The organism is Psychrobacter sp. FME6 (assembly GCF_014861365.1).
Taxonomy (GTDB): Bacteria; Pseudomonadota; Gammaproteobacteria; order Pseudomonadales; family Moraxellaceae; genus Psychrobacter.
The window spans coordinates 1-14078 of record NZ_RRYW01000078.1; the positions used below are offsets into that span (position 1 = coordinate 1).

The following is a 14078-nucleotide window of genomic DNA, read 5'->3' on the forward strand; positions in this document are numbered from 1 at the left end:
CTAATCAGGTGTTCTATAATATCAATTAGCGTTGCACTTGGTATGTTAATCTAAGAGTTTATATAAAAAAATACCTTGCCGCGATAAACACGGTAAGGTATTTTTTCATCAATAGCTTTAAATGTAGGGTGCGCCCAGCGCATCGATATAGTCAGTGAGAAGTAATATCGCTACATCACGTACTGCAGGTACCGTTTTTTCTTGCTTGCTGTGCCTACGCAGACAGAGGCTGCAAAAAAACTATACCCGCAGTATCGTAGCGTTTTTAAAGTATTTTAACTATAGTATCGCTATTTCTTGAAACTGGTGCGTGGGACGCACCCTACTCGTACTTGGCTTTTTTGTTATATCAATTCAATAATATAAAATATTTACCTATAACATAGGTGCCAAACTTGGTGTCATATAAAAGAGGACTGCCTCATTATGTTCCACTCCACACTATGGATGATTGGAGCGCTCATCTCATTTTGTTTAATGGCTGTTGGTGCTCGTGAGCTAAACGGTCAAATTGGTATCTTTCAGATATTATTTTTTCGAAGTATTGTAGGGTTATTGGTATTATTGCCTATAATATTGTTATCAAACTCTTTTTCAAAGAAGGATCATTTTTTATTTCCCAAACGTCTCAAATTACATGTAGTAAGAAATCTATTTCATTTTGCAGGACAATACGGTTGGTTCTTAGGCATAGGGCTACTGCCCTTAGCGACCGTTTTTGCTATTGAATTCACTGTCCCTTTTTGGACGATAATTATATCGTATCTTTTCTTAAAAGAATCTATAACTGTCAAAAAAGTTGCTGCCGTACTATTAGGTATTCTAGGGGTAATAGTCATCGTACAACCTAATACAGAGGGCGCCAACTATGCGTCACTAATCGTTCTGGGTGCAGCTATTTGCTATGCCTTTTCTCATGTTTCCACAAAATCATTATCTAATAGCGAAAGCCCAATAACCATCATTTTTATGATGTGTCTGCTTCAAGCGCCTTTAGGATTACTTTTATTTATAGAAGGCTGGACAACGCCGTTAGATATTCAGTGGCTATGGCTTATAATTATAGGAGTGACAGCCCTATCAGCACATTATTGTATGACCAAAGCCATGCAACATGCAGAGGTCACATTCGTTGTAACCATGGATATGTTTAGATTACCGCTAATCTCAATCATTGGTGTGCTGTTATATTCTGAAAGTTTTAGCGTGGCCTTAGTCATCGGTATAATACTGATAATGGCTGGTAATTCATTAAATATATACTCTAAGAATACAGATAAAGTAAGACAATAGATAAAGACAGTATTGCCCGATAGCGAACTTAAGTATATTTAATCAGTTTAACGTCCTCTAAGAATCGAAAGAACAAAAAAAGACCTCGCCACATTAGATGACAAGGTCTTTTATTAAGTCAAAGTATCAACTTTAAAAACTTGAGTTGTAAGGAAGACAAACGCAAGCACTACTAATTGTAGGCTCAGCTTGTATAACAATGCTAATCAGGTTTTTAGATTGATATTAAGAAGGATGCACCATATCTGCAGGCGTTACCCACTCATCAAACTGCGCTTCAGTTAACAGCTCTAACTCAACCGCAACTTGCTTCAAGGTTTTGTTTTCTTTATAAGCCGTCTTAGCGATTTTTGCTACCTTTCTCGTAGCCACAACACGGGTATTAAGCATACTCAATAGGCTCAATCTTATCTAAAAAGTGTAAGTCATCAGATTCAACTAAACGTAATTCATAAGTGGATTGTAGATTTAGCCAGAACTGAGCATTACCACCAAAATACTTGGCTAAGCGCAATGCTGTGTCTGCGGTAACGCCTCGCTTCTCACGTACGATCTCATTAACACGCGCAGGCGTAACGCCCAGCTGGTTTGCAAGCGCAGTGGCGCTCATATCGAGCGGCTCAAGAAAATCTTCTCTTAATACTTCACCAGGATGAATTGGGCGCATACCATTCTTAATCATGAGTTTCTCTCCCTCTCTTATTGTTCAGCTAGATTAATGATAATCGATAATTTCTATATCTGTAGCACCCTGCTCTGTCCAAACAAAGCATAATCTCCATTGAGCATTAATTCGTATACTGTGCTGACCTTCTCTATCGCCATGCAAAGCTTCTAATCGATTGCCCGGTGGTGCTCTTAAATCTTCAAGCACAGTTGCATTGTCTAACAGTAGTAACTTACGTTCTGCAACATTTTTTATTGCAGACCATCGCTTTGTCTTTCCAGTAGAAAAAAGAGTTTGGGTGTCACTACATTTAAAATTAACGATCATACAAATCTCAACACCTTTATATTTATTATTAGTTTGTAGAAAATTAATATATTTTTATATTGTATATCGATAAGCGATATATATCAATGGTAAAACCTGAATCATAGAAAACCTCATTTTACACACCAATTAGATATTTATACGTTGGCGTTGCTGTATGGGCCGCTCTGGCTTAAGTTATCATAATAGAAAAGACCTTGCCACATTAGATGACAAGGTCTTTTATTAAGTCAAAGTATCAACTTTAAAAGCTTGAGTTATAAGGAATACAAATCAGACTTATAGATTGATATTAAGAAGGATGTACCATATCAGCTGGCGTTACCCACTCATCAAACTGCGCTTCTGTTAATAGCTCTAATTCAACCGCTACTTGCTTCAAGGTTTTGTTTTCTTTATAAGCAGTCTTAGCGATTTTCGCCGCATTTTCATAACCAACATGACGGTTCAATGCAGTCACTAGCATCAGTGAGTTATGCAAGAAGTCATCGATTTTATCTTTCACTGGCTCGATACCAGCCGCACAATTGTCGTTAAAACTATTGCACGCATCACCAAGTAGCTTGATAGATTGCAATAAGTTAAAGGCGATCACTGGCTTATAGACGTTTAGCTCAAAGTTACCTGACGCGCCAGCCATACTGATAGTGACATCGTTACCCATCACTTGCGCCACAACCATGGTCATCGCTTCTGACTGGGTTGGGTTTACTTTACCTGGCATGATAGAAGAGCCTGGCTCATTTTCAGGAATCGTCAACTCACCCAAACCACAACGAGGACCTGATGCCAACCAACGTACGTCGTTAGCGATTTTATTTAAGCTACCTGCTAGGGTTTTTAAGGCACCAGAAGCAAATACTTCGGCATCACGAGCGGCTAGTGCTTCAAATTTATTCGGTGAGGTCACAAAAGGCAGACCAGACAATGTTGCCAATTGCTCAGCGGCTTTTACCGCATAATCAGGATGGGCGTTTAGACCTGTACCAACTGCCGTTCCACCTAGTGGCAATTCATACAGGCCTTGTAGCGCGTTATCGATACGCGTTAGCGAGTGGTCAAGTTGGCTGACATAACCACTGAACTCTTGACCTAATGTCAAAGGCGTGGCGTCTTGCAGATGCGTACGACCGATTTTAACAATGCTATCAAACTCTTTGGCTTTAGCATCTAGTGTATCGCGCAATGCTTTTACCGCTGGAATCAATAAGCCATTAATTTCACGCGCTGCCGCCACACGAATTGCGGTTGGGAAGCTGTCGTTAGTAGATTGAGCATGGTTGACGTGGTCGTTTGGGTGAATCGGCGTGTAGCTGCCGCGCTCATTACCAGCGATTTCGTTGGCACGATTGGCCAATACTTCGTTCATGTTCATGTTTGACTGGGTGCCAGAACCGGTCTGCCAGACAACCAATGGAAACTGATCCGTTAGACCACCGTCGATGATTTCATCAGCGGCTTGAACGATTAAATCGCGTTTATCACCTTCGATACGCTCAAGGCCAGCATTGGTAATCGCAGCGGCTTTTTTGACCAGTGCCATCGCTTCAATCATCGGTCGCGGCAAGGTTTCACCACCAATCTTGAAGTTCTCGCGGCTACGCTGGGTTTGTGCACCCCAATATGCATCAGCTGGGACTTCCACGTTGCCCATGGTATCTTTTTCGGTACGAGTTGCCTGATTCTGTGTCGACATAACTACCCTCTTCGATGGTTTGTTGATAAATGGTTTGTTGATAAATGCTTGAGCATAAAATACAACAGCGGTTACACATAAAGAAAAACACGATATAAAGTGGCGTTATGATAGCATGACTAGGCCGTGTTGAATATTGACAAATAGCCACTACCGCTATCTAAAAGCGCCAGCCACCATCAATTCCCTACGTTACTGGATACTCTACTTATGCATCCTGACATAAATAATACTGAGAAAAATGCATTAAAAACAAGCAATCCGCCAAGACGACATTTTACTCGCCAGCGCCGTCAGTTAAGCGAAAGTGAACGCAGGCAGCTTGCCCATTCTGCCAGCTTGCATTTAATCAAGCTGCAACAGCGCCTGCCAGCCAACGCTCGTATTGGCTTGTATTATGATGGTTTTGGCGAGCTACCGACTCAACCACTACTAGACTGGATAACTCGCTTAAATTATCAGCCGTATCTGCCAGTGGTTGGCTCGCTCGGTCGTAATGATGATAAACGCTTGCGCTTTGTGCCTATTTATCACAACAAATTAATCAACGTCCCGACACGTATCCATAGCTTAGGTATGAAACAAAACCATCATCGCCGGTTGCTATGGGCGGCAGAATTAGATGTCATTATCTGTCCATTGACAGCGGTTGATAGTAATGGCAATCGCATGGGTATGGGTGGTGGGTTTTATGATACGACGCTTGCTAAAAGCTATCAATCAAGGGCAAAAAAGCCGTTAAAAATTGGCTGGAGTTATGATTTTCAAGTGGTGGAACAGTTGGCGCTTCAACCGTGGGATGTGCCATTAGATGGTTTGATTACCCCTAGTGGGATACGGTGGTTTTGATGAAAGATAACTCTAAAAGTAATAGTGACGATAAATCTAGCGCAGATAGCGTTGCCGATTATCTGCAAACGTTAGCTAATAAAGAGGGAGAACGTGAGCAGCTATATTATAGTCAAGAGCAAGAGTTTAATTCTGATGAGTTGGCACGGGTTATCAATGAAACGCGCTTAAATGAGCTATTGGTGCAAAGTGATGAGTTTTTGCGCAGTTTGGGTGTTGAGATTGAGGGTTTTGAAGATTAACGATCTTCTTTAATATTCAATACACACTTCTACACACAGAAATATAGCATTAATTATAAATTATGTGTAATAATACACACATCCAATTAGTATCCTTGAGGAGAATCCATGAAAAGTGGTGAACTAATCAAGTTGCTTAAAGAGGATGGTTGGATAGTTGATAGAGTTAAAGGAAGTCATCATATTTTGAGAAAGGAAGGCGTTGATAGCATTATTTCAATCAGTCATCCTGAAAAAGATGTGTCTCGGCATCAATTGGCTCAAGCAAGACGTATTTCTGGTTTGAAACTTTAAGCAACTCCAACCTTTTAACAAAGGTTGGTTTTTACTCTTCATAAAAACTTTCTCTATCCTATTTAAATTTATTAATAAGATAATATTCATAGGGGGTTATATGTTAAATTATCCCATCGCTATATTCAAAGACGAAGGCATGGACAACTATGCAGCTATTGTTCCTGATATTGACGGCTGTTTCCCTTTAGGAGATACCATCGATGACACAGTGCAAGAAGCGCAGTCCTTAATTTACGATCATATCGAATATATGGTAGATAAAGGAATGAGTTTTGACTTTCATACTAGTGATATAGAAACATTAAGAATGAATGCAGATTTTCAAGATGCTTTGGCTTGGGCTATTGTAAATATTGATGAAAGCAAGTTTTCAACTAAGCAAGTACGCTTTAATGTTAGTTGGCCTGAATATTTATTACAGCGTGTTGACAGTTATGCTGAAAAAAACCACGAAACTCGCTCTGGGTTTTTAGCAAAAGCAGTACAAAAAGCTTTAGTATGAAATTATCGATTTGAAATAAAAAAGCTACCTATTCGGTAGCTTTTTTTATGGAGTATAGTTCTATAAAACACAACCTACAACACCATCGCCGCAATCCAACCAAATACCAATAGTGGAATGTTGTAATGCAAGAATGTCGGTACCACGCTGTCCTTGATATGGTCATGTTGACCGTCAACGTTGAGACCAGAAGTGGGTCCAAGCGTCGAATCTGATGCTGGAGAACCTGCATCACCAAGCGCGCCAGCCGTACCAATAATCGCAACCGTAGCTAGTGGTGAAAAGCCTAACGAGATACATAGCGGCACGTAAATAGCGGCAATAATTGGAATGGTTGAGAACGATGAACCAATACCCATCGTAACGACTAAACCTATGCTTAACATCACTAAAGCAGCAATGGCCTTATTACCCGCAAACAAGTTCGTCGCCCCATCAATCAGCGGTGCGATTTCACCAGTCGCTTTCATCACTTCGGCAAAGCCCTGCGCGGTAATCATAATAAAGCCAATCATCGCCATCAGCTTGATACCGTCATTAAACACCGTATCGGCATCACGCCACTTGACCACGCCCGTCGCCATAAACACCCCAAAACCAAACATCGAGCCAAGCAATAGCGAATCAGTATAAAGCTGCACTACAAAGGCTGTCACAATCGCAGCAATCGCCACCAGTGTTTTAAGCTTACTTTGTGTTTGTGCATCTGCCGCTGTTTTGCTTAATGCATCACCTTCTACGACCGCATCGCGAGCGTCTTTATCAATGGTTAATTGGGCATACTGGCGCGGTTTACGATAGCTGATAAATACGGCAACCAGTAAACCTACAAACATGCCCAGTGCTGGAATCGCCATCGCTTTGGTGACGGAGATATTTGCCACATCAATGCCCGCTTCGCCAACATTTTTTAGCATGATTTGATTGAGATAAATATCACCAAATCCATAAGGAATAAACATATAAGTGGTGACCAGTCCAAAAGTAATCAGACACGCAATCAAACGTCTATCAATCTGCATCCGGTTAAATGCCAATAGTAAAGGCGGCACTAATAGAGGAATAAAGGCGATATGTATGGGAATTAAATTTTGGCTAAAGCAGCTCATCATAACGAGGCCTGCAAACAGCATATATTTAATCATGCCACTGGTGCCGCCAGCATCAATACGTTTAATCACTGCACCTGCCAGAGATTGCGGCAAGCCAGAATGCGCAATGGCCACCGCAAAAGCCCCAAGTAACGCATAAGACAGCGCAATTTGTGCTCCATTACGGATACCTTCTTGAAAGGCGTTCAAAGTATCGGTCACACCAAGACCAGCGATGAGTCCACCTGCCAGCGCACCGATTAACAAGCTGAGTACCACGTGTACCCGCGCCAAAGACAGCCCTAGCATGATGACGACTGCCAGTAGCACCGCATTGATGGTCATTTTTTGCCCCTTGCTCTCTGTTTTGTGGCCCACTCTCGACCTTTTATTGACCTATTTTTTCGCCGCAGTCTGTTAATCCACACAGCCGTTATACGTGCGTAGCGGTTAAGATGCGCGTCAGTTTACCTGATTTTGTACAGAAATCCCACGCGTAGAACCTAGCAGACATAACCGAACGCGCAAATAAACCCACAATATTACCTTTACTGTTAGCGAATAAGCCTTGCAATTTTGTATAGCAGCACCATTTATCTAAACATGAGACACTAACTTGACTTTACAAGTCTGGTGAACGAGGAAAGAATATATGAGTGAACATAAAATTGCCCAAGACAATATCGACATCGATGTCGACGTTTCATCTAGCGTTGCTGATGATAATGCATTAGAAAAAGAGCTAGATGCGACGTCTGATACTGATAACGTTGACAACACTGAAAAAAATGATAGCGAAAATAGCAGTATTTCAGACGATGATGCTGCAGATGACAATGCTATTAAAGATGACGGCTCTGAAAACTATCTGCCGCTACTAGCGTTGCGAGATGTCGTGGTCTATCCGCACATGCAAATTGCTTTATTTGTCGGTCGTGCACCATCGGTAAAAGCCGTTGAATTGGCACAAGCCGAGTACGGCAATAAAGTATTGGTCGTTGCCCAAAAAGACTCGCTGACCGAAGATATTGATCAAGACAACTTATACCAGTACGGTACGGTCTGCCGTATCGTTAGCACCATGCCGCACGACAGCGATGAAAACTGCATCAAAGTATTGATTGAAGGTCAGTACCGCGCACGTGTTGATAACATCGAAAATCACGACGAGTTGTTAATGGCCAGCTTTGATCGCGCTGACCTCGATGTCAGCATGGACGAAAGCCAGCAGAAAAATACCATTCAAGCCTTAACCACCCTATTTGAAAGCTACGCCGATGCGCGCTTGCGTAATGCTCGTGAGCTAACGCGCGTGGCGCAGCGTATCGATGATTTGCTTGAGTTGGTCTACTTTATCTCAACGCGTGTCTCGATGGACCTTGATGTGAAACAGTCGTTCTTAGAAGAAAACGACATCAAAACCCACATCAATACCTTGACTGAATATTTGGTCAAGCAAAGCGCTGAGCAAAATATCGAACAAGACATCCAAGATGCCGTCCGTCTGCAAATGGAAGACAATCAGCGCGAATACTTCTTAAACGAGAAGATGAAGGCCATTAAAAACGAGCTGTCAGATATGAGTGACGGTGCGTTCGATGGTGAAGATGACGTGGCTGAGCTTGAGCAGCGCTTAGAAGAAGCTGATTTGCCAGAAGATGTGCGCAAAAAAGCCGAGCAAGAATTAAAAAAGCTCAAAATGATGCCGCCTGCCTCATCAGAATCATCAGTGGTGCGTAATTATATTGAGTGGATTTTGGACACGCCGTGGAATGCGACGACCAAAGTTTCTATCAATTTAGACAAAGCCAAAACCGTGTTGGACGAAGATCATTACGGCTTGCAAGATGTGAAAGACCGCATCTTAGAATACCTCGCCGTACAATCACGGGTGAAAAAACTGCGTGGTCCTATTCTTTGCTTAGTCGGCCCTCCTGGTGTCGGTAAAACCTCATTAGGCGAATCGATTGCGCGGGCTACTGGTCGTAAATTTGTGCGTATGGCACTGGGCGGCGTCCGTGATGAAGCCGAAATTCGTGGTCATCGCCGTACCTATATCGGCGCAATGCCGGGTAAAATCGTGCAATCATTGGCAAAAGTTGAAGTCAAAAACCCGCTATTCTTACTAGATGAAGTTGATAAGATGGCGCAAGACTTCCGTGGTGATCCTGCGTCAGCGTTGCTTGAAGTGCTAGATCCGTCACAGAACGATACTTTTAACGACCATTATTTAGATATGGACTTAGATTTATCGCAAGTGATGTTCATCTGTACAGCGAACAGTATGGATATTCCACCAGCGCTACTTGACCGTATGGAAGTCATTCGTCTACCGGGTTATACCGAAGAAGAAAAGGTCAATATTGCCCAGAAGTATTTGGTGCCAAAATCGATTAAAAATAACGGTCTCAAAGAAGGCGAGATTGAGATTGTCGAAGCAGCATTACATAGCATCGTGCGTAGCTATACCCGTGAAGCCGGTGTGCGTAACCTTGAGCGCGAAGTCAATAAAATCTGCCGTAAAGTAGTTCGTAATTCGGTTGAAAGTCATGGCGCTCGCGCTCCGAAAAAAGCAGAACGTCAGCTGGTTGTGGTCGATGACAAAAACATCGATGATTATCTAGGCGTGCATCAGTATGACTATGGTCTGGCGGAAGAAGAGCCTGAGATTGGTCGTATTACTGGTCTTGCTTGGACACAAGTCGGTGGTGAGCTACTGACTATTGAAGCGGTGGCAATGAAAGGTAAAGGCGAGCTGAGCTTTACTGGTTCACTCGGTGATGTGATGAAAGAATCGATTCGTGCCGCTATGAGCGTGGTTCGTGCCCGTGGTGACAGCTTAGGTATCGACTACGAAACCTTTAAAACGACTGATATCCATGTGCATATGCCAGAAGGTGCGACGCCGAAAGATGGTCCATCGGCTGGTGGAGCACTGACCACAGCGCTGGTATCTGCTTTGACTGGTATTGCCATTCGTCCAGATATCGCCATGACAGGTGAGATTACTCTGCGTGGTAAAATCCTACGTATCGGCGGACTGAAAGAGAAGCTACTCGCGGCGCATCGCGGCGGCATCAAGCATGTGTTGATTCCAGCGACCAACGAGCGTGACTTGGCTGATATCCCTGATAACGTCAAAGAAGGCTTAACCATTCAGCCAGTCGCGACGATTGATGAGATATTAAAAGTGGCTTTGGTCAGTATGCCAACACCAATTAAGCCTGCTAAAGTGACGGTTGATAAAACCAAAGGCAAAGCACTGCATAATTAATTAAACCGTCAGTAATTTAGCCTTAGCAATTAAAAAGCCGCTTACAGCAATGTAGGCGGCTTTTTTTGGCAATAATTTTTGGTAATAATAAGCAACAATCTAAATAAAACCTTGTGCTATATTTTAGACAAATGTTTATTTGGTAATAAAAATGAATTTAAATCGATTGGCTACTTTATCATTACTTGTAGGCTCATTATCGTCAGTGGCTTTAGTAGGCTGTCAGTCTACTAAACTGAGCCATTCAAACAAAATTGGTGCCGTTAATTCCGACACAAATAATGAAGACTGGTCAACCTCTATCCAGCAACCTTATCTTCTTCAAACTTTGACTAAGTATGACTGGCAATTAACGCAAGTGACTGGTATGAACAATAAAGGCCAACCTTTCAGGCATAAACCACCATTAATTATGGATATTCGTCCAAGTAGTTTATTATTTAAAGAAGGTTGTCATCGTTACAAATTATTTATTGAGAATGCCTATCCCACGCCATACCCCTACTCAATATCTCACCTTGTGGACTCTACTAATGACTGTGACACACAGAGTAACGTAGCGAGCAAAGGTGCTATCCAACAAAGCCTAGAGACCATATTTTCACCGAGATCAAATTTATACTTTAATTTTGAGCCAGTAACTCTTAAATCTAATTTTTTTATACCAAATTCATCAAAACAACTGGCATTAAATATAAATAATGATATGACACTTATATTTACTGGAATGCGTAAGCCTGAACAAAAAACATCAGGACTGCCTATTACTAATGAAATATTAGAGCGCTATCAATGGCAAATTATCAGTGCGACTGATAAACAAAACGACCCAATCAGCAATTTTAATAATCCAGACGTGCCTATTATTGCAAGGTTCTACACTGATTCACACAGACGAACTGCGGGTTTTTCTGTAGGATGCAACGGTGTAAGTGGCACTTATGCACTAGCAGTTAATCAAAATTTACTCATAGGTAGTAGTCCTCAGACTATGATTGGCTGCGGTGATTTACTCAATAAAATTGAATCAAACCTCAGTCGAACCATGCTAAATAGTGTTAGCCAATTAACACTAAATCTTCAAGAAGACACGGCAACGTCTGAAAACTCTACTCAAGCAATGCTTAACTATTTACTTACTCAGCAATTAGATACTGGTGAGACTTTTATTTGGCAGAACGAAATAAAAGATACGCCTTAACGATATCTAAATCATTTATACGGATATAAATTTAATATAAAAATGGACAAACATTATGACCCTTTCATGCCATTTATTAATACCAGCTCGTACGTTTACTTTAATAAGCATGTTTGGCGTGGCAGGCTTAGTCGGCTGTCAAACCATAAACGATAACACTTTTATACCAATAACCGCTAAAGCACCAAAACCAGTAGATACTGATGAAAGAATCATCACTTTTCCACAAAGTGATGATAATGAATACATTGGCTCATGGAAGTTGCCTGAACTACCCGTTGAAAGCCTCAATCGCTTTGATTGGAAACTGGTGCGCTGGATAGATAATGAAGATGTAGTCACCTATATTGATCCTGACTCTTATACTGGAGGCTATACTATACCGCCACTAATGCTTGATGTGCGCCCAAGCAATCTAGTATTTAAATACGACTGCCAGCGTTATCGCCTGCATCACGACGGTTATCATAATTATACTTATAGCTCTTATGGCGTAACCACCACCACGCCCGCATCCTGTAAAATAAAGGATAAGCAGGCGGCAAGCGATATCTCAGATTATTTGACCCAACTATTCCCCAAATATGGCCGAGGTCGTTTTAACCTTAAACTCATTTCAACGCCAAAACAGTCGTCATCTTTCCTAAATAAAATTACTTCGAAAAAACCAATCCCTTATGAATTGGCATTGAATGCCCAAGATAAGCAGTTTATCTTTGCAGGTACGCCTAAAACACCACAGCCAACATCTGGGCTTCCAATTAATTATGAGCTGTTAAAAACCTATCAATGGCGACTCGTTAGCGCGGTCGATAGTGATAATAAAGCCATTATTGAGATTAGTCGTCCAGGCTTTCCCGTCAGCGCCTATTTTGGTTATCCCGTATACAATGAGGAGCATCAAGTGGGGTTTGGCTCAGACTGTAATGGCGTTGGTGGACCATACATTTTGACTGCTGATAACATGCTATTAATCGGCTCAGGGGCACAATCTATGATGGGCTGTGGCCCGAAACGTGAAGCTGCCGAAGATAAAATCCGTGAGCTTGAACAACTAAGTAAAAGTCAATTAGCCTTACAACGGCTCCCAAATACCAATACTGATAATCCAAGCCTGCCCTATTATCTACTCACCCAAAAGCTCGATACAGGTGAAATATTGATTTGGAAAAATCAAAAGACGGTTACTCGTTAATCTTATTTTAAGACACAAAAAAGCCAAGCATCAAACGCTTGGCTTTTTTTATTAAAAACTAACCATTACTTAATCGTCACCGTCATATAATATGGCTTTGGTGTATTGCCTTCGCGAGCTTGATTGCGTGGTTGTAACACACGAATAGTATGCTCGCCTGTCTTATCCAATGCCACCGTCTCAGTACTAATATCTGGCGAATTGGTGCCATAAAGTACAGGATATAAGTCGTTGCTACCGACGATTGTCGCGCTTACTTTTTGACCTTTTTTGGCATAAAACTGATATTCACAGAATTTATCGCCTTTAATAGCACCGGCACGATTGACATCATAGCTGCCCTTTGCCATGCGCAGCTCTTTGACACCGCAATCGGCATTATAGTGCAAATCGCCTGTTTGTGATGCGGCTTGCGCCGTCATGGTCCCCGCGCTCATCATACCTAAAACTAATACTGTGCTTCCTACTAACTTAGTCAATGTACTCATATAAAACCTCACATAAATTATTATTAAAATTCTAATTATAGAAACTGATATCTCTTACCACTGCTATTTTGCATTACCGCTCACCGATTCATCGTTTTATTTCGTCATCTTATCTTATCATCGCGTTATGTTAACTTAAGCAAATGTTAAGCTCATCTAATTATATGTTTTATATAGGACTTACATATATTAACGCTTTGTTGCGCTTTTAATGAATATCTAGCGATACAGCTTAGCTATACTAGTGGCGAGATTAAGAAAACTCGTTAAATTCTAAATACAAATGGAGATAATAATGAATAAGACAATGCTTGCAAGTGCTTTATTATGTGGTTCAGCGTTAGCGATGACTGGCTGTCAGACAGTAGAGGGCCAAATGCAAACAGGAAATCCACTTAACCAACCCACATTAAAATCAACCATTAATGCGGTCGATGGCAAAAAAAGTGAAGTGGGTCAAGTTTTTCTACGTCCAGTTGATGGCGGTGTACAAGTTTACGGTAAGCTCATGAATTTGCAGCCGGGTAAGACTGTATCACTACATATCCATGAAACGGGCAGCTGCGATGCTATGGGTAAAGCGGCAGGTGGTCATTTCAACCCAGACAACAATCCTCATTCTAACCCAGATGACATGGATGGCCATGCTGGTGATCTGCCTAACCTAACCGCCAACGACGATGGCGTGGCTACGATCAACTATGTGAATAAAAAAATCTCTGCCGCTGAAGGTGGTAAATATAGTGTCAACCGCCTAGCCTTTATCGTTCATGGCGGCGTTGATGACTATACCAGCCAGCCAGCAGGTGATTCAGGCGATCGCGTCGCTTGTGGTATCATTAAAAAAAGCTAGGGCGTGTTGAACATTCATAATTTCAGCCAGATATAAGCGCAAGCGAGTGCGACCGTATTCTCATAACTCTGCTTGAGCTTATCAAATCTGGTGGCAACTGCCC

The 14078-nt window shown here is 41.8% G+C and carries 14 protein-coding genes and 2 pseudogenes; 9 read left to right on the top strand and 7 right to left on the bottom strand.

Annotated features, from left to right (window positions below):
* The first annotated feature begins 426 nt into the window (after positions 1–426).
* A complete protein-coding gene (locus EI162_RS10800) occupies positions 427–1293 on the top strand; it encodes a DMT family transporter (protein WP_225736972.1) in 867 nt (288 codons plus the stop codon).
* A gap of 225 nt (positions 1294–1518) precedes the next feature.
* Here EI162_RS10800 and EI162_RS10805 read toward each other — a convergent pair.
* The 4 genes and pseudogenes from EI162_RS10805 to fumC form a co-directional block, all read right to left on the bottom strand.
* Positions 1519–1698, bottom strand: a pseudogene (locus EI162_RS10805) (class II fumarate hydratase); the annotation flags it as partial.
* Complete coding sequence (locus EI162_RS10810) at positions 1676–1975, bottom strand: HigA family addiction module antitoxin (protein WP_192524367.1); 300 nt, start codon at positions 1973–1975, stop codon at positions 1676–1678. The gene EI162_RS10810 and the pseudogene EI162_RS10805, both read right to left, overlap by 23 nt.
* Before the next feature lie 33 nt (positions 1976–2008).
* Positions 2009–2287 carry a type II toxin-antitoxin system RelE/ParE family toxin gene (locus EI162_RS10815; protein ID WP_192524368.1) on the bottom strand — a complete coding sequence of 93 codons (279 nt, stop codon included), beginning with the start codon at positions 2285–2287 and terminating at the stop codon, positions 2009–2011.
* Positions 2288–2579: 292 nt separating this feature from the next.
* Positions 2580–3983, bottom strand: a complete 1404-nt coding sequence (fumC, locus tag EI162_RS10820) for a class II fumarate hydratase (protein ID WP_192524369.1) — start codon at positions 3981–3983, stop codon at positions 2580–2582.
* Between the two features lie 210 nt (positions 3984–4193).
* On the opposite strand from fumC, the gene EI162_RS10825 reads away from it, so the two are divergent.
* From EI162_RS10825 to EI162_RS10840, 4 genes are all read left to right on the top strand, one after another.
* Positions 4194–4832, top strand: a complete 639-nt coding sequence (locus tag EI162_RS10825) for a 5-formyltetrahydrofolate cyclo-ligase (RefSeq protein WP_192524370.1) — start codon at positions 4194–4196, stop codon at positions 4830–4832.
* On the top strand, positions 4832–5074 hold the full coding sequence (locus tag EI162_RS10830) for a hypothetical protein (protein WP_192524371.1): 243 nt from the start codon (positions 4832–4834) through the stop codon (positions 5072–5074). Before EI162_RS10825 ends, EI162_RS10830 begins: the two co-directional genes overlap by 1 nt.
* 108 nt (positions 5075–5182) lie before the next feature.
* Positions 5183–5368 (top strand): type II toxin-antitoxin system HicA family toxin, encoded by a 186-nt coding sequence (locus tag EI162_RS10835; protein ID WP_101211988.1) that lies wholly within the window; start codon positions 5183–5185, stop codon positions 5366–5368.
* 100 nt (positions 5369–5468) lie between these two features.
* On the top strand, positions 5469–5873 hold the full coding sequence (locus EI162_RS10840; RefSeq protein WP_192524372.1) for a type II toxin-antitoxin system HicB family antitoxin: 405 nt from the start codon (positions 5469–5471) through the stop codon (positions 5871–5873).
* 74 nt (positions 5874–5947) lie between these two features.
* Here EI162_RS10840 and EI162_RS10845 read toward each other — a convergent pair whose 3' ends face one another.
* The gene (locus EI162_RS10845) at positions 5948–7309 is read right to left on the bottom strand and encodes a Na+/H+ antiporter family protein (RefSeq protein ID WP_192524373.1); all 1362 of its coding nucleotides are present in this window, start codon (positions 7307–7309) and stop codon (positions 5948–5950) included.
* A 496-nt stretch (positions 7310–7805) separates the two neighbouring features.
* Between EI162_RS10845 and lon the strand changes: the two genes are divergently transcribed.
* The 3 genes from lon to EI162_RS10860 all read left to right on the top strand — a co-directional run bounded on the left by lon (position 7806) and on the right by EI162_RS10860 (position 12634).
* A complete protein-coding gene (lon, locus tag EI162_RS10850; RefSeq protein WP_192524379.1) occupies positions 7806–10238 on the top strand; it encodes an endopeptidase La in 2433 nt (810 codons plus the stop codon).
* 151 nt (positions 10239–10389) lie between these two features.
* The gene (locus EI162_RS10855) at positions 10390–11439 is read left to right on the top strand and encodes an META domain-containing protein (protein WP_192524374.1); all 1050 of its coding nucleotides are present in this window, start codon (positions 10390–10392) and stop codon (positions 11437–11439) included.
* Between the two features lie 55 nt (positions 11440–11494).
* Entirely contained in the window at positions 11495–12634 is a 1140-nt protein-coding gene (locus EI162_RS10860) for a hypothetical protein (RefSeq protein WP_192524375.1), read from the top strand.
* 65 nt (positions 12635–12699) lie between these two features.
* On the opposite strand, the gene EI162_RS10865 is transcribed toward EI162_RS10860, so the two are convergent.
* Positions 12700–13122 (bottom strand): hypothetical protein, encoded by a 423-nt coding sequence (locus tag EI162_RS10865; protein ID WP_192524376.1) that lies wholly within the window; start codon positions 13120–13122, stop codon positions 12700–12702.
* A gap of 295 nt (positions 13123–13417) precedes the next feature.
* On the opposite strand from EI162_RS10865, the gene EI162_RS10870 reads away from it, so the two are divergent.
* Complete coding sequence (locus EI162_RS10870; RefSeq protein ID WP_192524377.1) at positions 13418–13975, top strand: superoxide dismutase family protein; 558 nt, start codon at positions 13418–13420, stop codon at positions 13973–13975.
* Positions 13976–13989: 14 nt separating this feature from the next.
* On the opposite strand, the pseudogene EI162_RS10875 reads toward EI162_RS10870, so the two are convergent.
* Positions 13990–14078, bottom strand: a pseudogene (locus EI162_RS10875) (IS5/IS1182 family transposase); the annotation flags it as partial.